Here is a 23449-nt window from a genome sequence, read left to right as displayed (position 1 = left end):
TCCTTTGAGCAATTGTTGCCACGAACCTATGGCCCCCAGCAGCCACTCTCAAGGCAATGCGCTAAAAAATCGCGTGACCCAGCAGTCCAAGCGCCATCACGCCGAGCAGCGCGAAGGTGGTGGTCATGGTGAGGGTGCGCATTTTGATCGATTCCGGCGTTTGCGATATGAAATAGGCGTGCCCCGTCCTGCTGACCAAGATAAGCGCACCAAAGAGATGCAGGACGTAGCCAGGGCTGCCCTGAAGCTCCATCACCACCAGCATTAGCAGCAGCATCGGCGCATATTCCGACAAATTGCCATGCGCGCGGATGCGTTTGCGCAGCTCCTTGTCGCCACCATCCCCATGTGTTGTGCGCGCGGTGTAGCGCTGCCGGACCACCCTGACGGCCAGGCACATGTAAAGCAGCGCGCACAGCGCGATGTAGATCGGCGAAATGGTGATCATGGAAGCCTCCAGCCAGAGATTAAGTTACTGATATTCATCCGGAAAATGGGTCGCGCAGAGGGGTTGCGGCCTCGGCGATTGCGAAGTCCTCGGTATGGACGACGAAGCCCGCGGGGCCGGCCAGAACGATGCCGTATGCACCCGGCTCATCAACGGAATGATCGGTATCGGCGGCGCCCAGCATCATCGGTTGCTGATGGCAGGGGCTTTTGAAGATGGTGAAGGACAGCCCGTTGGCATGGCCCGATATCGTGCGATGCAAGTGGCCGCAGATCACATGGACGAGCCCAGGGTAGTCGTTGAGGATCACGCGCAGTGCTGTCGGGTCGCGCAGTGCGATCCCGTCCATGCCGGGAAAGCCCGTTTCAACCGGCGGGTGATGCATGGCGATCAGAACTGGCCGCCCCTGGGCCCAGGCGAGGCAGTCTTGTAGCCATGTCAGTTGCGCCGCGGTTAATGCGCCGGAATGCGCAGGGTCCGCGTTAGGGTCCAGCGTGTCGAGGGTGATCAGGCAGGTTTCCCCCAAATCCACCATCTCCTGCACATCGCCGGAAGGGGTGGTTTCGGCGTGTGGGAAGAGCTTGCGGAACACATCGCGGTTGTCGTGGTTGCCCATCAGATAGCTGACGGGGACCGGCACATCGGCCAGAAGCGTTTTCAACCTCTCATACTGGGCTGTACGGCCCTGATGGGTCAGGTCGCCCATCAGCACCAGCCGCTTTGCATCAGGATGTTGGGACAGCGCGTGGTGCAGCCCTTGCGCAAACCGCGCGGCGGGGTCGAGGCCAATGATGTCCTCACCTTGGTTGACGAGATGCAGGTCGGTGAAGACAAGAAGCTTGGTGGGGAGGTCTGCCATGATGCGCTCGCGTTTGGTGCTGCGCCTAGTGTTAGGCTGGGTCTTGCCGCCGCGCAATACGGGCCGCGTCAGGATTGGGCCCCATTGCGGCGAAGCCATTCGTCGGCCACATCGCCCATGGTTTTGCCGGCTCCGTCCTTGATCCAGGCCATGAAAGGCCGATCAAATTTGAAGCCGTCCCCGCATTCAGCAGTCAGGAACCGGCGTACGTTCTGGGTGTTTTTGTAAGTGTTGGTCACCGGAGTGTCGCGGGTGATCGGGTTGGAGTGCCAGTCGAATGTCATGCGGGTCTCCTATTCAGGTGGTGCCGCATGACATTAGAGGTGTTGTCCAGTTACTCCAACTCCACCAGCAGGTCCTTGGCGTCGATCTGCCCACCGGGCGTGACGTGCACCGCGCTGATCACCGCGTCGCGTTCGGCGTGGATGCCGGTTTCCATCTTCATGGCTTCGATGGTCAACAGCAAATCACCTTCCTTGACTTCTGCGCCGGGTTTGACGGCGACCGTGGCCACCACGCCGGGCATTGGCGCGCCGATGTGGTTGGGGTTGCCAACCTCGGCCTTGGGCATCTTGGCGACCACGGCGGCTGCTTTGCGGTCCTGGATGCGCACCACGCGGGGTTGGCCGTTCAGCTCGAAGAAAACTTTGGCCTCGCCGTCATCATTTGTGGCAGATCGCGCCTGCATGCGGACCTCCAGCGTTTTGCCGGGGTCGATTTCCACGCTGATTTCTTCGCCGGGTTTCATGCCGTAGAAGAATGTGTGCGTGGGCAGGGTGCGGACCGGGCCGTAGGTGCGGTGACGGCCCATGTAATCAAGGTAGACCTTGGGGTACATAAGGTAGCCGTTGAGGTCCTCGTTATCGATCTCCTTGCCGTCCAAAAGGTCGGAGACCTCTTGACGCACCGCCTCAAGATCAACGGGTTTCAGCTCTTCGCCGGGCCGTTTGGTAGAGGGTTTTTCGCCCTTGAGGATCTTCTTCTGGATGCCTTTCGGCCAGCCGCCGGGTGGTTGGCCAAGCGAGCCGCGCATCATGTCGACGACGCTGTCAGGGAAGGCCACGTCCGTCTTGGGGTCCTCGACCTCTGCCTGCGACAGTCCTTGGGAGACCATCATCAAGGCCATGTCACCTACCACTTTCGACGACGGGGTCACCTTCACGATGTCGCCAAACATCTGGTTCACATCAGCATAGGTCTGCGCCACTTCATGCCAGCGTTCTTCAAGGCCGACTGATCTTGCCTGTGCCTTGAGGTTGGTGAACTGCCCACCGGGCATTTCGTGCAAGTAGACCTCGGAGGCCGGGGCCTGCATGCCGCTCTCGAACGCGGCATACTGTCCTCGCACCGCTTCCCAGTAGTCGGAGATTTGGCGCACAGTTTTGATGTCGAGGCCGGTGTCGCGCTCGGTATGGGCGAGGACCTCGACCACCGAGCCGAGCGTCGCTTGCGACGTGTTGCCCGACAGCGCGTCCATGGCGCAATCTACCGCGTCCACGCCCGCGTCTGAGGCCGCGAGGATCGTGGCCACGGCGGTGCCGGCGGTATCATGGGTGTGGAAGTGGATCGGCAGGCCGACCTCTTCTTTCAGCGCTTTTACCAGCAGGGTGGCAGAGGCGGGTTTCAGCAAACCGGCCATGTCTTTGAGGCCCAGCACATGTGCGCCAGCGGCTTTCAATTCCTTGCCCATGGCGACGTAATATTTCAGGTCGTACTTGGCTCGCTCTGGGTTCAGGATGTCGCCGGTGTAGCAGATCGAGCCCTCGCAGACCTTGCCGCTTTCCACGACCGCATCCATGGCGACGCGCATGTTTTCGACCCAGTTGAGGCTGTCAAAAACGCGGAACACGTCGACGCCGGTCTCAGCCGCCTGGCGGACAAATTCCTGCACCACGTTGTCGGGGTAGTTGGTGTAGCCCACGCCATTGGAGGCGCGCAAAAGCATCTGTGTCATCAGGTTGGGCATCGCTTTGCGCAGGTCGCGCAAGCGCTGCCATGGGCATTCCTGCAGGAAGCGATACGCCACATCGAACGTGGCGCCGCCCCAGCATTCCATTGAGAACAGCTGCGGCATGTTGGCGGCATAGGTCGGGGCCACGCGGATCATGTCTATGGATCGCATGCGGGTGGCCAGCAAGGACTGGTGCCCGTCGCGCATGGTGGTGTCGGTGATCAGCAGTTGTTTCTGTTCGCTCATCCAATCGGCCACGGCCTGCGGCCCATGATCTTCGAGGATATTGCGCGTGCCGTAGGCGGGCTCGCCCTGAGGTTCCGGCGCTTTCGGGGTGCGCATCTCGGCGGGTAGAGGCCGGCCTTCGGTTTCGGGGTGGCCGTTGACGGTGATGTCGGCGATGTAGGTCAGGATTTTCGTGGCCCGGTCGCGGCGCTTTTTGAAGTCAAACAGCTCCGGCGTCTCGTCGATGAATTTGGTGTGGTACTCGTAATTCAGGAAGGTCGGGTGCTTCAGCAGGTTTTCCACGAACGCGATATTGGTAGAGACGCCACGAATGCGGAATTCGCGCAGGGCGCGATCCATGCGGGCAATCGCGGCCTCGGGCGTAGGGGCCCATGCGGTGACTTTTTCCAGCAGCGAGTCGTAATAGCGGGTGATCACAGCACCGGAATAGGCGGTGCCGCCATCCAGCCGGATGCCCATGCCGGTGGCCCCGCGATAGGCGGTGATGCGGCCGTAATCGGGGATGAAATTGTTTTGTGGGTCTTCCGTGGTGACGCGGCACTGCAGCGCGTGGCCGTCGAGTTTGACGTCATATTGCGAGGCGGTGCCGGTGGCCTCGACCAGGCTCTTGCCCTCCGCAATCAGGATTTGTGCGCGGACGATGTCGATGCCGGTGACTTCTTCAGTGACGGTGTGTTCAACTTGGACGCGCGGGTTTACCTCGATGAAGTAAAACTCGCCCGAGTCCATATCCATCAGGAATTCGACCGTGCCCGCGCATTCGTAATTCACGTGCTCGCAAATCTTCTTGCCCAAGGCGCAAATCTGTTCGCGCTGGGTGCCGCTGAGATAGGGGGCAGGTGCGCGTTCGACGACCTTTTGGTTGCGGCGTTGCACGGAGCAGTCGCGTTCCCACAAGTGGTAGATTTGGCCGTGCGTATCGCCCAGGATTTGAACTTCCACGTGGCGCGCACGCAGGATCATTTTTTCCAGATAGCCTTCGCCATTGCCGAACGCGGCCTCCGCCTCGCGGCGGCCCTCGAGGACTTTTTCTTCCAGCTCATCCTCGGACATGATCGGACGCATGCCGCGTCCGCCGCCGCCCCAGCTTGCTTTGAGCATCAGCGGATATCCGACGTCTTTGGCGTCCTTCTTAATGGCTGTCATGTCGTCGCCCAGCACGTCTGTCGCAGGGATGACGGGGACGCCGGCTTCAATAGCCACTTTGCGCGCGGAGGCCTTGTCGCCGAGTTTACGCATGGTGGCGGCCTTAGGGCCGATAAAGGTGATGCCGTTTGCTTCGCAGGCATCTACGAATTCCGGGTTTTCCGACAGCAGGCCGTAGCCGGGGTGGATCGCGTCCGCGCCGGACATTTTGGCGACGCGGATGATTTCGTCGATAGACAGATAAGCGGCGACGGGGCCGAGGCCCTCACCGATGCGGTACGCCTCGTCGGCCTTGAAGCGGTGCAGGCCAAGCTTGTCTTCCTCGGCAAAGACCGCGACCGTTTTCTTGCCCATCTCATTGGCGGCACGCATCACGCGGATCGCAATTTCGCCCCGGTTGGCGATGAGAATTTTTTTGAAATCGGCCATGTCAGCTGTCCCCGCTAGGTCGTTCATTGTGCAGTTGCAGCATGCATAAGCAGGAATTGGCGTGACGTAAACTAGTTACAATTGGGTATGTCTGGTTTGCGGTGCGCTGCGCGCGCGTGAGGTTTTGCGTTCTTGAAGGGGCTTTGCCCCTTCGCCACGCAGGCAAATTCCCAGCATATTTCCGGCAGAAAGAAGCTAAAGCAGGCGGTGTGGCAGATCCTGCAGGGTTTTGGTGCCAAGTTGGCCCATATTGGCTTCCATATCCTTGCGCAGCATGTCAGCCAGATGGGCGGGGCCGTGCTTGCCAACGGCACCCAGCGCATAATGCCACGCACGTCCGAGCATGACGAAATCGGCGCCCAATGCGAGGGCGCGGATGATGTCGAGGCCTGACTCTATGCCGCTGTCGAAGATGACGGGGAGCGTGGTGGCGGCGCGCACATGCGGCAGCGCGGTGATGGCGCCTTGGGCGCCGTCAAACTGGCGGCCCGCATGGTTGGAGATCCAGATCGCGTCGACGCCTTCATCCTGCAGCCGGGCAGCGTCGTCGGCTTGCGTGACACCTTTGACAATGAGTGGGCCGTCCCATGCGTCGCGCAGGCGCTTGAGGTAATCCCAGTCGGGCGAAGTTCTGAGCAGATAGCCGATATGTTCCGTCGAGGGCAGTTGACCCTTGAAGTCCGAATATTTGTCGAGCGTTTTCATGCGCGGCATGCCGGTCTGGCGGATGCCGTTGAGCCAGATGGGACAGTTTGCGGCCTGCATGGCCAGGCGCGGGGTCAGCTGGGGCGGTTGCGTGAGGCCGCCGCGGGTTTGGCGCTCTCTTCTGCTGGCGACGGGGACGTCGACGGTCAGGATAAGGGTGCTGAAACCGGCTGCTTTGGCTCGGGATATCATGTCGTCGCGGATCGCTTCGTCCCGTGGCGGGTACATCTGGAACCATGCGTGGTCGCCCAAATGCGGCGCGATGTCTTCAGGGGTTTGGGTGGCGACGGTGGACATGGCATAGGGGATGCCGATGTCTTTGGCCGTGTCCGCCAACATCCGTTCTGCGCCGGGCCAGATCAGGCCGGACATGCCCACGGGCGCGATGCCAAAAGGCAGCGGGAAGCCACGACCCAAAAGTGTGGTGGTCAGGTCGGGTGCGAACTCGCCGTGCAGGATCGAGGCTTTGAACAGGATCTCGTCCAACGCAGTGCGGTTGCGTTTGGCGGTCATTTCATCACCGGTGGCGCTGTCCAGGTATTCCCACACGAAATGCGGGATGCGTTTGCGGGCGGCGCGGCGCAGGTCAGCGATGCCGGGATATTTGCTGTGCAGGTCCATATCACGCGTTGTCGGGCGGATGGCGGCGCTTGTCCACAGAAAGCTGCGGAACGAAAGCAGAACACCTCTTTCCCTGAAGGTCGGTTCGCGCTATCTTGAAACCCATGAGCAGCTCTGACGATTTTGACGCCTTCGAGGCGGCCGCGAGCGCGCCTGCGGGCGTGCCTTTGTCTCAACGTGCGTTCGGGGCGGCGGTCGCGTCGCGGGCCACGCCCTATCTGGACGGGTTGAACGACGCGCAGCGCGAGGCGGTCGAGGCCCTCGGCGGCCCGGTGCTGATGCTGGCGGGCGCGGGCACCGGCAAGACGCGGGCGCTGACGGCGCGGATTGCGCATTTGCTGACAACAGGCTCGGCGCGGCCCAATGAGATACTGGCGGTGACCTTCACCAACAAAGCGGCGCGCGAGATGAAGGACCGCGTGGGCAAGCTGTTGGGCGAGCAGGTGGAGGGGGTGCCCTGGCTGGGCACGTTTCATTCGATCTGCGTGAAGCTGTTGCGCCGCCATGCAGAGCTGGTCGGGTTGAAGTCGAATTTCACCATCCTGGACACGGATGACCAGCTGCGGCTTTTGAAGCAATTGATCGCCGCGGAGAATGTTGACGACAAACGCTGGCCCGCGCGGATGCTGGCGGGGCTGATCGACACCTGGAAGAACCGCGCCTGGACGCCGGAGGCTTTGCCTGCCTCCGAGGCGGGGGCCTATGACAACCGGGGGGGCGAATTCTATGCTGCCTACCAGCAACGGCTAAAGACGCTGAACGCGGTCGATTTCGGCGACCTGCTGCTGCACATGGTGACGATCTTTCAGAGCCACGAAGACGTGCTCGCGCAGTATCAACGTTGGTTCCGCTACATCCTTGTGGACGAGTATCAGGATACCAACGTGGCACAGTATCTGTGGCTGCGGCTCTTGGCGGCCGGGCACAAGAATATCTGCTGCGTCGGCGATGACGACCAGTCGATCTATGGCTGGCGAGGTGCGGAAGTCGGCAACATTTTGCGGTTCGAGAAGGATTTCGTAGGCGCCAAAATTGTTAAACTGGAACAAAACTACCGATCGACGGAACATATTCTGGCGGCCGCCTCAGGGGTTATTGCGGGCAACAAAGGCCGGTTGGGCAAAACGCTATATACCGAGGCCAAGGGCGGCGAAAAGGTCCGCCTGATCGGCCATTGGGACGGCGAGGAAGAGGCGCGCTGGGTTGGCGATGAACTTGAAGCCATGCAGCGCGGTACACGTGGAATGGACCCGATGTCGCTCGACGACATGGCAATCTTGGTGCGCGCGTCGCACCAGATGCGGGCGTTTGAAGATCGGTTCCTGACGATTGGGCTGCCATACCGGGTGATCGGCGGGCCGCGGTTTTACGAGCGGATGGAGATCCGCGACGCCATGGCCTATTTCCGGCTGGCGGTCAGTCCTGAGGATGATCTGGCGTTTGAGCGGATCGTGAACACGCCCAAGCGCGGACTTGGCGACAAGGCGCAGCAGAAAATTCAGATGACGGCGCGCAGCAACGGCGTGTCGCTGCATGAAGGTGCGCGGATTTTGCTGATGGCCAAGGGGCTGGGCGGCAAGGGTGCGGTTGAGTTGCAAAAGCTGGTGGATGGGATCGACCGCTGGTCGGCCCAAATCAGGGGCGAGGCGGATACGCATATTGAGACCTCTGAGATGATATTGGAGGAATCCGGCTACACCGAGATGTGGCAGAACGACAAAACGCCCGAGGCGCCTGGACGGCTGGAGAACCTCAAGGAGCTGATCAAGGCGTTGGAGGGGTTCGAGAATCTTCAGGGGTTCCTGGAACATATCTCGCTCGTGATGGACAACGATACGGAAAACGCCGGTGAGCAGGTCTCGATCATGACGCTGCACGGGGCCAAGGGGCTGGAGTTTCCCGCCGTATTCCTGCCGGGCTGGGAGGATGGGTTGTTCCCCTCGCAGCGGTCTATGGATGAGAGCGGGTTGAAAGGTTTGGAAGAAGAACGCCGGCTGGCCTATGTGGGCATTACGCGGGCGGAGCAGTTTTGCACGATTTCTTTTGCGGGCAACCGCAGGGTTTACGGGCAGTGGCAGTCGCAGCTGCCGTCGCGGTTCATTGATGAGCTTCCCGAGGATCATGTAGAGGTGCTGACCCCGCCGGGGCTTTATGGCCATCAGGGCGGCGGGCGGGATCACATGATGGGCTCGCTGGCGGGCAGTGATCTGCATGACAAGGCGGCGAATGCCAATGTTTACAATTCGCCGGGCTGGCGCCGGCTGCAGGAGCGGCAGGGGCAGCGGGGGATGAGCCAGCCTCGGGAGAGCAAGAATATGGTGATCGACGCGCAGGCGGTGTCGGCTTTCACGACGGGGGACCGGGTGTTTCACCAGAAATTCGGCTACGGCTCGGTAGAGGCGATTGAGGGCGACAAGCTGGACATCGCTTTTGATAAGGCCGGCTCAAAGAAGGTGGTTGGCAAGTTTCTTGTGGCGGCTGAGTCCGCCGGAGATGTGCCGTTCTAGGCATGGCCCCCGGCGTCCCAGTTCGCCAAATGCCATCTTCCGAGCGACCACCTGCCAATTTGCCGCGACTCTGCCAGTGACGGCTTTGCGGACAGAGCGCCATTTTGCTGCCAACTCACGAATGTCTGGATTGAAGAACGGACGGGACGGGTCGAGGAGCAGTCAAAGGTGTTCAATCATTTTGGTTGCGACTTCTAGTAACGACGCTTTGGCAATCGAACGGCGGTTGCCAAACGGACGAGATGCTCGTAGTATCAATTATTGACATAATGATCCACAATATGGACCAATTAAGATGACGAACACGCTATCTGGAATTCTGCCAGTGGTCCCTACGCCATACCAGGATGGCGGCGGCGTGGATGAAGGCGCCATGGCGCGGCTGGTGGAATACGCGATTGGCTCTGGTGTTGACGGGCTCGTCTTTCCCGGGTTCGCCAGCGAGGTTGAGCATTTGACAGCGCAGGAACGGCGCGACCTGTTGGGCAAAGTTGTGCACGAGACGGCGGGCAAGGTGCCCATCATTGCCGGAGCCAGCGCCGAGACGGCGGAGGACGTCATCGACCATGGGAAAGTGGCGAGCGAACTGGGCGTTCGATGGTTGATGATCCAGCCGCCCAAAAGCATAGGGTCGGACGCAGAAGCGGTGATAGCGTTTCTTGGCCAAGTCGCCGCCGCCCTTCCCGACGCCCGGATCATTTTGCAGAACGCGCCAGCACCACGGGGGTCTGATCTGTCGCCCGCCACCATTCTCGACGTGGCGCGCGCTGTGCCGCAGGTTGCCTATGTGAAGGAAGAAACGCTGCCCGCTGGTCCGGCGATCTCCGAGATCATGGCCCATAGACCCGACACGCTTTTGGGTGCCATCGGCGGTGGAGGCGCGCGCTATGTTCTGGACGAATACGCCCGCGGTGCCTGCGCCGCCATGCCCGCGATTGAGATTTCCGGCGAACATGTCGAACTTGACCGGGCCTGGCGGTCCGGCAATCAGGCGAAAGCCCGCGAAATTTACGTCAAGACGCTGCCGCTTCTGGCACTTCAGGCGGTTTACCGGATGCGATTGACCAAACACGTCATGATCCGGCGTGGCGTCCTGGAAAACACGATTGTTCGCGCGCCAACGCCTGAGCTTGATGAATTGGCCACCGCAGATATTGACGCGAACCTGCTGGAATTGGGGATAATAAGCCGTCAGGAGGATCTGATTGCCTGATGTCGTCGCATCCGTAGAGGTCTTCACCCTCACACAAACGCGGGAAACGCCCTATCTGGGCGAGCGCTTGCCCGGTGAGGAGGTAAACGCCAAAGGATATCTGGTGCGCAAAGACAATCGCACTGTCTATCCGACCTTTGACCGCTCGGTTCTTGTAAGGATCGAAACAAGGCAGGGCGTTATCGGATGGGGCGAGACCTATGGGATCGTGGCGCCCGGCGCGGTCGCGGCCATCATCAACGATTTGCTGGTTGATTTCACAATCGGACGAGACCCGACTGACCCATCCGCGATTTATGACGACCTTTACGATCTGATGCGCGTGCGCGGCTATACGGGCGGTTTCTACGTGGATGCGCTTGCGGCCATCGACATCGCCTTATGGGACATTGCGGGCAAACAGGCGTCCAAGCCGGTTGCCGAGATGCTTGGCGGCGTGGTTCATGGCCAAATCCCGGCCTATGTGTCGGGCCTGCCGGAAGTCACACTGGATGCGCGCTGCGCGCTGGCGGTAAGCTGGCAGGCAAAGGGGTATTCCGATTTCAAGTTCGCTTCGCCGATGGCAAATCAGGGCGTAGAGGCCGAATTGCGCGCTCTTCGCGCGGCCTTGGGGTCAGACGCGCGGATAGCGGCCGATTTGCACTGGAACCATACCGCCGACGAGGCAATATCGCTGATCACCGCCATGGAGCCGCATGGGCTCTGGTTCGCGGAAGCACCGGTCAGGACCGAGGGGATCGGGGCATTGGAACAGGTGAGCAAATCAGTGGAAACACCCGTCGCCGTGGGCGAGGAATGGCGCACCGATCATGACATGCGCCAACGGGTCGAGCGGTGCAGGATCGCGATTGTTCAGCCCGAGATGGGCCACAAGGGTATCACCAATTTCATGCGTATAGGAAAAATGGCGGCAGCGCATGGCATCGATGTTCTGCCCCATGCAACCATCGGGGCGGGCATTTTCTTGGCCGCAAGCCTTCAGGCCAGTTCTGCGCTTGAAGCCGTCATTGGTCACGAGTTTCAGCACTCGATCTTCGAGCCGAACCGCTGGTTGCTGACTGGCGACATGGACTGCGCGGCAGGCGCCTATTCACCACCGACAGGGCCCGGACTGGGCGTCGAACCGACAAGGAAGGCGCTAGATCTTCTGCAACAAATTTAACCAATCAATCTGATCCAACGGGAGGAGACTCAAACCATGAAATCCTTACTCAAGACAGTCGTTTGCACCGCTGCAACGGCAGCGCTGCTGTCGACAACGGCGCTGACAGCGGCACAGGCCGAGACCTTGCGCTTCATCTCGTGGCAAAACGACGATGGCGGAATGGGCGACTGGTGGCGCGCGGCCATCGCCAAGTTCGAGGCCGAAAACCCCGGAACTTCGGTAGACTTCACCAAGGTCGACCGGGGCAGCTATGCCGACACCATGACCACGCTCTTCGCAGGCGGCCAGCCGCCGCATATTGTTCACCTGGCTTCGTTCGAATATCAAAACTTCGCCGAGAACGGCTGGATGGAGAATCTCGACCCCTGGTTCGAGAAAGACGGCATCGACATGACGGGCTGGGCTGGTCAAAGCACCTGCGTCTGGAAAGGTGAAACGGCCTGCGTGATGCTGCTCTATTTTGGCTTCGTCATGGGCTACAACGAAAAAATCCTGGCCGAGGCGGGGCTCGAGGTTCCGACCACTTGGGACGAATACTTGAACGTCGTGCGTGCCACGACAAAGGACCTCAATGGCGACGGCATCACCGATCAGTTCGGCACCGGTCATGAAACCGTTGGCGGCGCTGGCCAGTATCTGACCGAACTTCTGAACTATGTCCTCAGCGCGGGCGCTTACTGGACCGACAAGGAGGGCAACGTCACGATGGACACGCCCGAGATGATCGAGGGTCTGACCCGCTACAAGACGATCATTGACGAAGGCTTGTCGCCTCGCGACATGAAGTCGGGCGATGTTCGCAACCTTTTTGCCGATGGCAAGATGGCGATCCGTCTGGATGGCCCTTGGATTTATCCGATCATGCAAAAGGGTGCCGCGGCGAGTGATCTGAAGATCGCGGTTCCGGCGATGAGCCCTCCGGTCGGTGGCTCGTCCAACGTCTTGGGCATGGCAAGCGAGATTTCGGATGACGAAAAAGAGCTTGTCTGGAAGTTCATGAAGATCGTCATGTCGCCTGAATTCCAGCGCACTTACGCAACGGAAGCAGGCAACACGCCGCCAAGCCCGGCCGCTGATTTGTCTGGTGTCGAGGAGAGCGTGCCGCACTTCCCGCTTCTGGTGGAAACGCAACAGGCCGCTGCTGCGGCTGGCGTCGACCGAATTCCGACCGGCCTGGAAATCCAGTACGGCGAGTTTGGCAAGATGGTGCAGGAAGAAGTCCTGCGCATGATCATCGAAGACCTTGATCCCGCCGACGTCGTGAAAGTGTTGCAGGAAAAAGCCGTCGCGATCCAGAACGGCTAAGCGTCCAAACAACGCACTGCCCCGTTGCTCTGGGGCAGTGCACCGATCCGGGATCACCCATTGCCAACCGACGGAGCCACGTCATGAGACTTGTACCAAAGCTCGATCTCGCCCGACCAAGCCGCCGGTATATCTTGGGGTATCTGTTGCTGGCACCGGCCCTGATCATGGTCGCGGCGATCATCATCTATCCGCTGCTAATTTCGTTGGATCTGTCCTTTCAAAACGTGAAACTGGCGCGCATCGGTGCGGCGCGCAAGCCGTTCACCCTCGGGAATTACGAAAAACTTCTCTTTTCGCCAGACTTCTGGATGGCCTGTTGGGTCACGCTGAAACTGGTTCTGGTGGTGGCCTCCGCCTGCCTCGTGATCGGGCTGGGCTCGGCACTATTGGTCAACAACCGTTTCAAGGGCCGCACAATGGCACGCCTTTTGATGGCTTTGCCCTGGGCGGTGCCAGAAGTGATCGCCGTGGTGATATTCGCCTGGATCTTTGACAGTTCGTTCGGGTTTCTCAGTTGGCTGTTCATCCAGATCGGGCTGGCCGACGAAATGATCACCTGGGTCTCAGATCCGTCCGCCGCCTTCTGGGCGGTGGCCCTGACGATGATCTGGAAGGGCTTTCCCTTCGTGTCAATCATGACGCTGGCCGGGCTGCAATCGATCCCCGAGGACTACTACGCCGCCGCAAAGGTGGACGGTGCCAGCGTCTTTCAACGGTTTCGCTGGATCACACTGCCGTCGCTTGTTCCGGTGCTTGGCGTCACGCTGGTCTTGGTGGTGCTTTGGGTCTTCCGCGACTTCTCGATCATCAAGGTCCTGACCGATGGCGGACCGCTGAAGGCGACGACAACGTTGTCGATCATGACCTACGATCAGGCGTTCGGGTTCTTCAAGTTCGGCTACGCCTCGGCCATCGGGGTTGTGACCCTGGTCATCTGCATCGTTGCATCGCTTTTGATGCTGCGCCGCGAAGACAAGTCGTTGATGTAGGGGGCCAAGATATGCGACGCACGCCTTTTCAAACCATCCTGCTCTACGCAACTGTATTTGCGGCAGCGATCATCATTTTGTTCCCGGTCTACTGGCTTTTGATCACGGCACTGTCCAGCACCGACGAGCTTTCCGGGCTACCGCCAACCTTCTGGCCCGCCGCGCCCGATTGGGGCGTGTTCGCGCGCGTGCTCGACGAAAAGCCGATCCCGGCATGGATGCTTAATTCCACACTGGCCGCCCTTGGAGCGGTCAGCCTGTCGATGGTCGTTTCTGTTCTGGCGGGTTACAGCCTGTCGCGATTTGACGTCAAAGGCAGCCACGAGTTGGGCTTGTTCATACTGACGGCCAAGATGCTGCCGGCTACATTAATGGTGATCCCTCTTTTCGCGGTGTTTCGCAGCTTTGGCATGATCGGCAGCCTTTGGACCGTCATCATCGCGCAGGCCACGCTGATCATTCCCTTCACCACCTGGATGCTGAAGGGCTATTTCGACACGATTCCGAAAGAACTGGAGCAGGCCGCAATGGTCGACGGGTGCACGCCAATCAGTGCAATGGTGCGCGTGGTGCTGCCAATCTCGGCGCCCGGGCTGGCTGCGACTGCGCTTTATGCCTTTGTCCTTAGCTGGTCGGAATACGCCTATGCGCGGACGTTTCTGGTGTCGGACAAGAATAATTGGACCGCGAACCTGGGCGTCGCCACGATGCGCGGGGAATATACATCGGAATGGAACGAGATTGCTGCGGCCTCGGTCTTTGTCGCGATACCGATCATCATCATCTACCTCTTCCTTGAACGCTACCTTGTCGGTGGGTTGACCGCCGGGTCGGAGAAATAACATGGCCAGCATTTCGATCCAGAACCTGCACAAAAGCTATGGCACTTTGAATGTGCTGAAGGAATTCTCGCTGGATATCGAGGACGGCGAATTTGTAGTGCTGGTAGGGCCGTCGGGGTGCGGCAAGTCCACGATCCTGAAACTGCTGGCTGGGTTGGAGCCTGCTTCGGGCGGCAAGATCATGCTGGGCGACCGCGATGTAACCGACGTGGCTCCCGGCGAACGTGACATCGCGATGGTGTTCCAAAACTACGCGCTTTACCCGCATCTGACGGTGGCCCAGAACATCGGCTTTGGCCTGAAGATGCGGAAGATGTCGCAAGCCGAAATCGACCGGCGCGTGATGGAGGCCGCCAAGACGTTGGCGGTTGATCCCTATCTCAACCGGCGACCCAAGGATCTGTCGGGAGGTCAGCGCCAGAGAGTTGCCCTGGGGCGCGCGATTGTGCGCGAACCACTGGCCTTCATGATGGACGAGCCGTTGTCGAACCTCGACGCAAAACTGAGGGTACACATGCGCGCCGAAATCGGTGCTCTGCACAAACGCGTCGGCGTCACCACGGTCTATGTCACCCACGATCAGGTCGAAGCGATGACCATGGCCGACCGCGTGGTGTTGATGCGCAACGGCGAAATTCAGCAGATCGCCGATCCTGACACTTTGTTCCAGAAACCCGACAACCTCTTTGTCGCCAGTTTTATCGGCTCGCCGGGGATGAACTTTGTCTCTTCGCCTGTGGAACGCGCCTCTGGTGCCGCGATGGTCGAGGTCCTTGGTACGAAAGTGGATGTGTCCGATCACAATGTTGACGGCGTCTCTGACGTCATCGTTGGTTTCCGCCCCGAGCACATCAACCTTGGCGACGGCCTCGTCAATTTCAATGTGCGCCCAAGTCTTGTCGAAAGCCTTGGCTCAGAAAAATACGTCTATTTCGATGGCGGATCGACACAGGTCAGATTGAGTGCGGGGACCGAGGATGAAAACTCCAAGGGCCTGATCGCCCGCGTGGCCCATACCGGTGCTTTCGACGAAACTGCGGAGCAGAGGATGTCGCTCGACCCCGCCAATCTTTACCTCTTTGATCCCAAAACGGAATTGGCGCTTTAGGATGAGAATTTTGGTCACCGGTGCCGCCGGACGGATCGGGTCGCGGGCTGTTTCAGCGCTTCTCGGCCGCGGCCATGAGGTGCGCGGATTTGATCTCCGCGCGGGCAACCAGCTTGACGAGTGTTATCAGGACATCGTTGGATCATTGGTAGACGATGCGCTGGTTCGAGAGGCCATGGCGGGCGTCGATGCCGTGCTGCACCTCGGCGCGTACATGTCCTGGGATCCGGCGGAACAGGGGCTGATGTTTCAATCAAACGTCGAAGGCACGTCCATCTTGCTCGAGGCCGCCAAAGCAGCCTCGGTCAACCGGTTCGTCTTTGCCAGCTCGGGCGAAGTTTATCCCGAGAACGCACCACAGACCTTGCCGGTCACCGAAGATCATCCGCTGCACGCGAACTCGCCCTATGGGCTAACCAAACTTCTGGGCGAGGAACTCGTGCGGTTCCACCAACGCACCGGCGACATGGATACGGTGATCCTGAGGTTCTCCCACACGCAAGACGCATCGGAACTGCTGGACGAAGAAAGCTTTTTTTCGGGCCCGCGTTTCTTTCTGCACCCCCGCATCCGGCAGCAAGAGAAATTCGGCAATCACGCGATTGCTGAGATCCTTCGGGCAGCTGATCCAGGAACGCCAGCCCATGTTTTGGCCCGCAATGAACACGGTCGGCCGTTTCAGATGCACATCACCGACACGCGCGACATAGTGCAAGGGCTGATCCTGGCGCTGGAACACAAGGACGCGGTCGGCGAAGTGTTCAATCTTGGTGCAACGGAGCCTGTCGATTTTGAACGCCTTCTGTCCAAAATGTCCGCCATAACGCAGCTGCCGGTGGTCACGGTCGACCTGCCCGGCGAAGGTGCCTATTATCAAAACTCAAACGCGAAGATGCGCAGTCAGTTGGGATTTGCACCGGAATGGACGATCGATCAGATGCTCATCGAAGCGCAGGCGGCGCGAAAGGCTCGGATGATGGGGTGATCGAAGCCAAAACCGATGTGCCCGCCGGGGCGGCGGCGCTGGCCAAGGGCTTGACGCTCTTGGACTTGATCGCGGACGCCGAAACGCCGCTTCGCTTCGCCGAGTTGCAACGGCGCTCCAAACTTCCAAAGCCTACGTTTGCGCGCATCATCAGGACGTTGATTGCCTTCGGTCTGGTGCATCAGAACGGCATCAAGGGAACCTACACACTTGGATCGCGGTTCATGGAATTGTCGCACCGGGTTTGGGATACCTTCGATCTTGTGTCCTTCGCTTCGCCGGAATTGGCAAGATTGTCCGAAGAACTGGGCGAAACCATCGCGCTTTGTCGTCTGGACGGGACCGAGGTTCAATATATTGGCGAACGGTCCGGATCCGGGCTGGGGGTACGTGTAGATACGGGACGACGCGCGCCGTTGCATTCCACTGCAGCGGGCAAGGTTCTTTTAGCATTTCTGGAGCCTTCAGTCAGCAGGCCGCTGATCGACCAATTGGACCTTGAGACTTTCACAAAGAACACTCTATCTACCAAGCAGACCCTTGCCGCCGACCTCGCCGTGATCCGGGCGCGTGGTTATTCGGTTTCATTTGAAGAACATCTGCAAGGCGTGAACTCGGTTGCCGTTGCAATCGTCGGGCAAGACGGTTCGCCGATTGGGGCTTTGGTGGTGCTCGGCCCGGCATCGCGATTGGATGCCGCCCAAATCCACCCGGTCGGCCGAGAACTCATCGCGGCGGCGCGTCGCATCACCGGCACTGCTGGTGCGGTCGCCATCAGCTCGCGTCCCCGTCCGCGCGTGACGGCCGATGCCGAGGTGACGAGCCTGGAATGCGTGCTGCCCTGGGGCGCTCAATTGGGCGAAGCGCCGGTGTGGCACCCGGGCGAAGACAGGCTCTATTGGGTCGACATCCTGCAACCCGCCGTCTATCGGTTTGATCCGAAATCCGAGCGCAACGAAACCTGCGCTTTGGGCAAACTGGTAAGCGCCGTGCTGCCGGTCGCCGGAGGAGGCGTTATGGTCGCGACCCAGGACGGGATCGAGGCCCTGGACTTCGATACCGGCGCCTTGACCGTCTTCGCCGATCCCGAAAGCGAGGTCGTCGACAACCGTTTGAACGACGCTAAGGTCGGGCCGGGCGGCGCGATTTGGGTTGGGTCCATGCGGTTGGATGCCAGCAAGCCGACCGGCGGGCTGTTCCGCGTCACGACAGGTGGCAGAACTGAGCGTAAGGAAAGCGGGATCACCGTTTCAAACGGTCTTGGCTGGAGCCCAGATGGCCGGACGTTCTACTTCGTCGATACGATCCCCGGCATCATCTATGCCTATGACAGCGAACCAGGCACGGGCGCCCTCAGCAACCGCCGGGTCTTTGCCCGGATCCCACAGGAAGAAGGACGCCCGGACGGGCTGACCATCGATCAAGCCGGCGGCGTCTGGTGTGCGATCTGGGACGGATGGTGCGTGCGCAGATACACGAGCGAAGGCGAGTTGGACCGGGTGATCGAACTGCCTGTGCCACGACCAACCAGCGTCAGTTTCGGCGGGCCGGACAACGCCACGCTTTACATCACCAGCGCACGCACGCGATTGCCTGCAACCACGCTAGCAGAGGCACCTCTTTCGGGCGGCATCTTCGCATGTACACCGGGCGAAACCGGGATCGCGTCAAGCCTGTTCGACTTGAAGCCATGAGCTTTGCCCTCGACGATATCTTCGGACTTACAGGACGCACCGCTTTGGTCACCGGCTCCAGCCGCGGAATTGGTGCCGCCATTGCTCAAGGACTGGCTGGCGCGGGCGCCCATGTCTTTGTGCATGGTCAGTCGGCAGCATCGGCGACGGCCACCCGCGATGCGATACGCGCAGCGGGCGGGCGTGCCGTTGCGGTCGGTGGCAATCTGGCTGAAGCCGGCGCTGGTAAAGACCTGATCGACCATTGCGTGAAACAGGCGGATCGTCTCGATATATTGGTGATCAACGCCTCGGCCCAGATCAACGCGCCCCTCGCTGATTTGACGCCAGACGATCTGTCGTTTCAGATTGACGTGAACCTACGCGCGACGATTGAAATGCTGCAAACCTGCCTGCCGCAGATGGCAGAGCACGGCTGGGGTCGCGTTATCAGCATCGGCTCCATCAACCAATCCGGGCCGAAACCCATCGTCACCGCCTATGCCGCGACCAAGGCCGCACAGCACAACCTAATCCAAAGCCAAGCCCGCGAATATGCCCAAACTGGCGTAGTCCTGAACACCCTGTCACCGGGCTTGATCGACACAGATCGCAACGCTCACCGAAAAGCCGAGGATCCAGACGCGTGGGATGCCTACACAAAGGAAGCCAACTGGATGGGACGTGCGGGCACTCCGCAAGACGTGGTTGGGGCTGCGATCTTTCTGGCTTCAGACGCGAGCACCTTCATGACCGGAGAGGTCGTCACCCTGTCGGGCGGTTGCTGAAACCGGACTGAAAACCTAGGCTTGCCGCGCCATGAATTCCAAGTATCTAGCGACATCCATGTCGGCAAAAAAAGCAACGACCGCAGCCCGAACAGGCCCGGCCATGCCCGAAAGGATGGCCCCTTCCCGCGATGCTGCGTCGTAGGTGCGCCAGGAGTGCGTGAACGCAAATGAGATCTTTGGGCTGTGTTGTAACGATCAGCGGGCATCATCGGGTTGAGGTCCAGCGTCGTCAATCCATCCTATAGAAAATCCGCGCAAGCAGACTTTTGCCACTCAGCGACCAACTAATGTAGGACCGATGGAGCCTCCTCGCCTACCAAACATATCGCGAACGTCCTCATAGGAAAGTAGGTATCAACAGTTCCAGCGCATCGCCAAAAGAATGACTTCTGTGGTAAGAGATATCAGTGGAATGAGTTCTCTTGCAAATTAGCTCATTCGCCTTTTTGGCTCACTTGAATGTTCACCGAAAGCAATCATCGCAACGGTCGCGATCAAGCCACATCGTTCGAGCCAACGTATCTCGTGCGTTCCTGTGTTCCACGCTCTTTTGGATGCGAAATTGGAACAGCTGACAAAAGCGCTTGTGTGTAGCTGTGTTGGGGGCTTGTGCACACGGCCTCGGTATCTCCGGCCTCGACAATTCTTCCCTTGTACATAACGATGACTCTGTCACAAAAGAAACGGACAAGCCCTACATCGTGGCTGATGAAGATGAAGCTAATATTGAGTTTTTCTTGTAAGTCCAGCAACAGCTCCATGATTTGGACACGTATACTGACATCAAGCGCCGATGTCGCTTCGTCCGCGATAACGATACGCGGGTTCGGTGCAATTGCGCGGGCGATGGAAATACGCTGACGTTGGCCGCCTGAGAACGCATGCGGGAAACGCTCCATCGCTGCAAGCGGCAATCCAACAAGCTCGAGCAATTCCGCGATGCGATCTCGCCGTTCCACTTTGTCGTGCATCCCGCTTAGGTAAAGGCTTTCGCCGATGATCTCAGAGACCGTCATTCTTGGATTGAGGGACGCAAACGGATCTTGAAACACCGTCCTGATATCCTGCCAAGCGGGCTTGAGCTCCTTGTCGCTGAGATATGCCAACTCCGTCGTCGAGCCTTGAGCGTCACGATAGCTGAGTTCGCCGCTGTCGATGGAATGAATGCGTTGGATGCAACGAGCAAGCGTCGTCTTACCTGACCCGCTTTCGCCAACTATACCCAGCGTTTCACCTTCCCGGAGATCAAAGACTGCATCGTCAAGGGCAAGAAACGTGTTTTTCTTTAATCCCAGAAAGCCGCCGCTGGACCGAAACTCTTTCCTAAGGCCCCTGGCCGACAAGACAACATCACCCAGAGGTCTTGCCTTTCGCATTTCAAGCCGCCTCTCCGACGGCCTTTGCGTCTCTTTCGCCGCGGAAAGGAGTGCTTGAGTGTATTCGTGTTTTGGAGCTTCGAAAATCTGATCGACCGGGCCGGCCTCTAACAGCTTTCCATGGCGCATAACCGCGACCTGATCTGCTGTCTCTGCAACAACACCCATGTCATGGGTTATGAAAAGGGTTGCCATATTGTGCTTTTCTTTCAAAGCTCCGAGCAAATCTAGGATTTCTGCCTGAATTGTAACATCGAGAGCTGTCGTCGGCTCATCTGCAATCAATACTTTTGGATTGCAGATGAGCGCCATCGCGATCATCGCGCGTTGACGCATGCCACCGGAAAATTCGAAAGGATACTTTTTCACGGCATTTTCAGGATCTGGAATCTCCACATCCCGCAGCATTTCGATTACACGCTCCATAGCAGCCTTCTTGGCAAGGCCTTCATGAAGCTTCACGCTTTCGGCAATCTGGTCACCAATTCTGTGAACAGGGGACAAGGAACTCATGGGTTCCTGGAAGATCATCCCAATGTCGCGCCCTCGGATATTTCGCATAATGCTACCGCGCGGATTGAGTTTAGCGAGGTTGAGGGTGCCGACGGCATGCTCGGACTTGGATGGGTTAGCCTGGTGCAAAAGGATGTCGCCTGAGACAACGCGACCAGGTTTGTCGACCAGTTGCAAAATCGATCGCGACAAAACACTTTTTCCGCTGCCGCTTTCCCCGACAAGGCAGAGTGTCTGCCCCGGACGCAGCGATAGCGAGACGTCGTCGACGGCATTGAACACGCCGTGACGTGTCTGGAAGGCTGTGACGAGATTTTTGATTTCTAGGATGGGTTCGACATCCGCCATTTGCATTCCCTCTCAGGTTGGATCTTGCGAGTAGGGATCAGCCGCGTCTCTCAGCCCGTCACCAAGGAAATTCAATGCAAGCACAGCAAACATGACGAAGAAGCCAGGCACAAACAGCCAAGGAGCCTGTGCAATCGAGCGAATATTCTGGGATTCCTGGAGCAGAACGCCCCACGAGATCGTGGGAGGCAAAAGACCCAAGCCGAGAAACGACAGTGACGTTTCCGCCAGGATCATTGCCGGGATCGCCAAGGACACAGACGCGATGATATGGCTCATGAGCGAAGGCATCATGTGACGGAACACCACCCGGCGTGGCGAGGCGCCATCCAGGCGGGCGGCAGTTACGAAATCCTCGGTGCGCAGGGCAAGAAATCGCCCGCGAACGACACGGGCAAGTTCTGTCCATCCGATAAGCGACAGTATCACTGTTATACCAAAGTACCGTAGAAGCGGGTCAATTGTCGGTGGGATCGTGGCGCTTAGCCCTAGCCAGATGGGAATCGTCGGCATGGACAAGATGAGTTCGATTGCGCGAGTCGAAATTGCGTCGAACCACCCGCCCAGATATCCAGCCAGTCCACCAATAAGCGTGCCAAGCACCAAACTTAGCGCGACGCCGACCAGACCAATTGACATCGAAATCCGAGTGCCCGCGATGGTCCGGCTGAACATATCACGCCCGAGACGATCAGCGCCGAATAGATAAAATCGTTCGCCCTCATTCACTGCCGCAATCAGCCGGGTCTGCATCGGAATGAACCCCATTAGTTCATAGGGCTCCGACTTTCCAAGAAGGCGGATATAGATCTTCTCATCCGGGTTCACTGCGTAAGACGTCGCAAGCGTCTCTGGATCACGTGTAAGCGTCATGCCCAGAAAATGCGGACGAAACTTGCGCTGTCCGTCCTTGCTCAGATCAAAAAACTGAATGGCTTGCGGAGGATGGAATACGTCCCGTCTGGAGGTTTCTTCCGGATCAAAGGTTTGGAAGAACTCCGAGAAAGCGGCAACCACATAAAACAACAGAACGATATAGAGGCTGATCAAGGCGACCTTGTGCTTCTTGAATCGCAGCCACATCAGTCGCCACTGTGAAGCCTCTGCGATGTCGGTTGGTTGGCGGGGATCAGACGTATCAGTCATGTCAGCGGAACCGAATTCTTGGGTCGATAAAGGCGAGAACGATGTCCGAAACGATCATGCCTACGATGGACATGACGCTTAGTAACAGGATGAACGCACCAGCTAGGTACATGTCTTGCGTAAGCAGCGCTCCGAGCATCAAAGGGTCAACCGTCGGGAGGGATAGCACCACGGCAACGATGGTTGATCCGGAAATGATTTGCGGAAAGATCCAGGCGATTGTCGATGCAAATGGATTGAGTGCTATGCGCACTGGGTACTTCATGATTGCCTTGAATTCGGTCAATCCCTTGGCTCTAGCGGTCGTCACATAGGGCTTGTAGAGCTCGTCTAACAAATTGGCTCGCATGATGCGGATAAGGCTGGCCGTTGCCGAGGTCCCAATGATGACGACCGGAATTATTAGGTGCTTGAGGAGGTCGACAAATTTTCCCCAAGACCAGGGCGCGTTCGCATACTCTGCTGAGAAAAGTCCGGTTACGTTCGTCCCAAACACTACGACACCCACATACATCAGGATCAGCGCGACAAGGAAATTGGGCGTCGCAAGGCCAATGAAGCCGATGACACTGAATATGTAGTCGCCCACACTATATTGCTTGACGGCTGAGTAGATCCCTATTGGCAACGCGATCGACCAAGTAAACAAGAGCGTCGATGTCGCCAATATCACCGATAATAACATGCGGTCACCGATCAGTTCGGATACCGGTTGCTGCCATTGGAACGAAAGTCCGAAGTCGCCCTTGGATATTCCACTAATCCATTTCCAATATTGGACGAGGAACGGTTCGTCCAAGCCGAAGCGATCCCGAAGCGATCGGATTCTGATTTCATCAACCTGTTGACCATCGGCCTCCAGCTTGGCCGCATAGCTCTCGACGTAGTCGCCGGGCGGCAATTGAATGATGACAAACGCCAGAAAGGATGCTGCGAAGAGAAACGGCACCGACCAAAGTAAACGGCGCAATATATACGCGAACATCGATCCTCCCCTACGACCAAAACCTGTCAGAACGCTCAATTACGAATCAGCACTTTTAGCCTTTAAAAGCCAATCATACGGCAATGACTGCTCCC

At 58.7% G+C, this 23449-nt stretch carries 18 protein-coding genes; 10 read left to right on the top strand and 8 right to left on the bottom strand.

What is annotated here, in order from left to right; genetic code table 11:
• Window positions 1-61: 61 nt before the first annotated feature.
• The 5 genes from Q0899_RS07255 to Q0899_RS07235 form a co-directional block, all read right to left on the bottom strand.
• A complete protein-coding gene (locus Q0899_RS07255; RefSeq protein ID WP_298297193.1) occupies window positions 62-448 on the bottom strand; it encodes an MAPEG family protein in 387 nt (128 codons plus the stop codon).
• A 34-nt stretch (window positions 449-482) separates the two neighbouring features.
• The gene (locus tag Q0899_RS07250) at window positions 483-1307 is read right to left on the bottom strand and encodes a metallophosphoesterase (protein ID WP_299191844.1); all 825 of its coding nucleotides are present in this window, start codon (window positions 1305-1307) and stop codon (window positions 483-485) included.
• A 68-nt stretch (window positions 1308-1375) separates the two neighbouring features.
• Window positions 1376-1591, bottom strand: a complete 216-nt coding sequence (locus tag Q0899_RS07245) for a DUF6434 domain-containing protein (protein WP_299191842.1) — start codon at window positions 1589-1591, stop codon at window positions 1376-1378.
• A 50-nt stretch (window positions 1592-1641) separates the two neighbouring features.
• Window positions 1642-5079, bottom strand: coding sequence for a pyruvate carboxylase (locus Q0899_RS07240; protein ID WP_299191840.1), 3438 nt, complete (start codon window positions 5077-5079; stop codon window positions 1642-1644).
• 195 nt (window positions 5080-5274) lie between these two features.
• Window positions 5275-6405: an alpha-hydroxy acid oxidase gene (locus Q0899_RS07235; RefSeq protein ID WP_299191838.1), complete on the bottom strand. Its 1131-nt coding sequence runs from the start codon at window positions 6403-6405 to the stop codon at window positions 5275-5277.
• Between the two features lie 104 nt (window positions 6406-6509).
• Between Q0899_RS07235 and Q0899_RS07230 the strand changes: the two genes are divergently transcribed.
• The 10 genes from Q0899_RS07230 (at window position 6510) to Q0899_RS07185 (ending at window position 18983) form a co-directional block, all read left to right on the top strand.
• A complete protein-coding gene (locus Q0899_RS07230) occupies window positions 6510-8912 on the top strand; it encodes an ATP-dependent helicase (RefSeq protein ID WP_299191836.1) in 2403 nt (800 codons plus the stop codon).
• A gap of 295 nt (window positions 8913-9207) precedes the next feature.
• The gene (locus Q0899_RS07225) at window positions 9208-10125 is read left to right on the top strand and encodes a dihydrodipicolinate synthase family protein (RefSeq protein ID WP_299191834.1); all 918 of its coding nucleotides are present in this window, start codon (window positions 9208-9210) and stop codon (window positions 10123-10125) included.
• Complete coding sequence (locus Q0899_RS07220; protein WP_299191832.1) at window positions 10118-11287, top strand: mandelate racemase/muconate lactonizing enzyme family protein; 1170 nt, start codon at window positions 10118-10120, stop codon at window positions 11285-11287. Before Q0899_RS07225 ends, Q0899_RS07220 begins: the two co-directional genes overlap by 8 nt.
• A gap of 36 nt (window positions 11288-11323) precedes the next feature.
• On the top strand, window positions 11324-12595 hold the full coding sequence (locus tag Q0899_RS07215) for a sugar ABC transporter substrate-binding protein (RefSeq protein ID WP_299191830.1): 1272 nt from the start codon (window positions 11324-11326) through the stop codon (window positions 12593-12595).
• Window positions 12596-12678: 83 nt separating this feature from the next.
• Window positions 12679-13587 (top strand): carbohydrate ABC transporter permease, encoded by a 909-nt coding sequence (locus tag Q0899_RS07210; protein ID WP_299191828.1) that lies wholly within the window; start codon window positions 12679-12681, stop codon window positions 13585-13587.
• A gap of 11 nt (window positions 13588-13598) precedes the next feature.
• The gene (locus Q0899_RS07205) at window positions 13599-14429 is read left to right on the top strand and encodes a carbohydrate ABC transporter permease (protein ID WP_298297226.1); all 831 of its coding nucleotides are present in this window, start codon (window positions 13599-13601) and stop codon (window positions 14427-14429) included.
• Between the two features lies 1 nt (window position 14430).
• Window positions 14431-15537, top strand: a complete 1107-nt coding sequence (locus tag Q0899_RS07200; protein ID WP_298356525.1) for an ABC transporter ATP-binding protein — start codon at window positions 14431-14433, stop codon at window positions 15535-15537.
• Window position 15538: 1 nt separating this feature from the next.
• On the top strand, window positions 15539-16522 hold the full coding sequence (locus tag Q0899_RS07195; protein ID WP_299191825.1) for an NAD(P)-dependent oxidoreductase: 984 nt from the start codon (window positions 15539-15541) through the stop codon (window positions 16520-16522).
• On the top strand, window positions 16459-18216 hold the full coding sequence (locus Q0899_RS07190; protein WP_298297235.1) for an SMP-30/gluconolactonase/LRE family protein: 1758 nt from the start codon (window positions 16459-16461) through the stop codon (window positions 18214-18216). Before Q0899_RS07195 ends, Q0899_RS07190 begins: the two co-directional genes overlap by 64 nt.
• The gene (locus Q0899_RS07185; protein WP_299191823.1) at window positions 18213-18983 is read left to right on the top strand and encodes an SDR family oxidoreductase; all 771 of its coding nucleotides are present in this window, start codon (window positions 18213-18215) and stop codon (window positions 18981-18983) included. Before Q0899_RS07190 ends, Q0899_RS07185 begins: the two co-directional genes overlap by 4 nt.
• A 497-nt stretch (window positions 18984-19480) precedes the next feature.
• On the opposite strand, the gene Q0899_RS07180 is transcribed toward Q0899_RS07185, so the two are convergent.
• The 3 genes from Q0899_RS07180 to Q0899_RS07170 are packed head-to-tail and all read right to left on the bottom strand — an operon-like array spanning window position 19481 to window position 23354.
• Window positions 19481-21223 (bottom strand): ABC transporter ATP-binding protein, encoded by a 1743-nt coding sequence (locus tag Q0899_RS07180; RefSeq protein ID WP_299191821.1) that lies wholly within the window; start codon window positions 21221-21223, stop codon window positions 19481-19483.
• Window positions 21224-21235: 12 nt separating this feature from the next.
• Window positions 21236-22369: an ABC transporter permease gene (locus Q0899_RS07175; RefSeq protein WP_298297244.1), complete on the bottom strand. Its 1134-nt coding sequence runs from the start codon at window positions 22367-22369 to the stop codon at window positions 21236-21238.
• Window position 22370: 1 nt separating this feature from the next.
• Window positions 22371-23354: an ABC transporter permease gene (locus tag Q0899_RS07170; protein ID WP_298297247.1), complete on the bottom strand. Its 984-nt coding sequence runs from the start codon at window positions 23352-23354 to the stop codon at window positions 22371-22373.
• Window positions 23355-23449 lie beyond the last annotated feature (95 nt).

Origin of the sequence: uncultured Litoreibacter sp. (genome assembly GCF_947501785.1) — a bacterium.
In the GTDB taxonomy this organism is placed as follows: domain Bacteria; phylum Pseudomonadota; class Alphaproteobacteria; order Rhodobacterales; family Rhodobacteraceae; genus Litoreibacter.
This window is presented reverse-complemented; position numbering and strand designations above follow the sequence as displayed.

Excerpts from the sequence above, each read along its gene's own strand:
- Q0899_RS07255 (WP_298297193.1), bottom strand. The coding sequence starts at position 448 with ATGATCACCATTTCGCCGATCTACATCGCGCTGTGCGCGCTGCTTTAC.
- Q0899_RS07250 (WP_299191844.1), bottom strand. The coding sequence starts at position 1,307 with ATGGCAGACCTCCCCACCAAGCTTCTTGTCTTCACCGACCTGCATCTC.
- Q0899_RS07245 (WP_299191842.1), bottom strand. The coding sequence starts at position 1,591 with ATGACATTCGACTGGCACTCCAACCCGATCACCCGCGACACTCCGGTG.
- Q0899_RS07240 (WP_299191840.1), bottom strand. The coding sequence starts at position 5,079 with ATGGCCGATTTCAAAAAAATTCTCATCGCCAACCGGGGCGAAATTGCG.
- Q0899_RS07235 (WP_299191838.1), bottom strand. The coding sequence starts at position 6,405 with ATGGACCTGCACAGCAAATATCCCGGCATCGCTGACCTGCGCCGCGCC.
- Q0899_RS07230 (WP_299191836.1), top strand. The coding sequence starts at position 6,510 with ATGAGCAGCTCTGACGATTTTGACGCCTTCGAGGCGGCCGCGAGCGCG.
- Q0899_RS07225 (WP_299191834.1), top strand. The coding sequence starts at position 9,208 with ATGACGAACACGCTATCTGGAATTCTGCCAGTGGTCCCTACGCCATAC.
- Q0899_RS07215 (WP_299191830.1), top strand. The coding sequence starts at position 11,324 with ATGAAATCCTTACTCAAGACAGTCGTTTGCACCGCTGCAACGGCAGCG.
- Q0899_RS07210 (WP_299191828.1), top strand. The coding sequence starts at position 12,679 with ATGAGACTTGTACCAAAGCTCGATCTCGCCCGACCAAGCCGCCGGTAT.
- Q0899_RS07205 (WP_298297226.1), top strand. The coding sequence starts at position 13,599 with ATGCGACGCACGCCTTTTCAAACCATCCTGCTCTACGCAACTGTATTT.
- Q0899_RS07200 (WP_298356525.1), top strand. The coding sequence starts at position 14,431 with ATGGCCAGCATTTCGATCCAGAACCTGCACAAAAGCTATGGCACTTTG.
- Q0899_RS07195 (WP_299191825.1), top strand. The coding sequence starts at position 15,539 with ATGAGAATTTTGGTCACCGGTGCCGCCGGACGGATCGGGTCGCGGGCT.
- Q0899_RS07190 (WP_298297235.1), top strand. The coding sequence starts at position 16,459 with ATGGACGATCGATCAGATGCTCATCGAAGCGCAGGCGGCGCGAAAGGC.
- Q0899_RS07185 (WP_299191823.1), top strand. The coding sequence starts at position 18,213 with ATGAGCTTTGCCCTCGACGATATCTTCGGACTTACAGGACGCACCGCT.
- Q0899_RS07180 (WP_299191821.1), bottom strand. The coding sequence starts at position 21,223 with ATGGCGGATGTCGAACCCATCCTAGAAATCAAAAATCTCGTCACAGCC.
- Q0899_RS07175 (WP_298297244.1), bottom strand. The coding sequence starts at position 22,369 with ATGACTGATACGTCTGATCCCCGCCAACCAACCGACATCGCAGAGGCT.
- Q0899_RS07170 (WP_298297247.1), bottom strand. The coding sequence starts at position 23,354 with ATGTTCGCGTATATATTGCGCCGTTTACTTTGGTCGGTGCCGTTTCTC.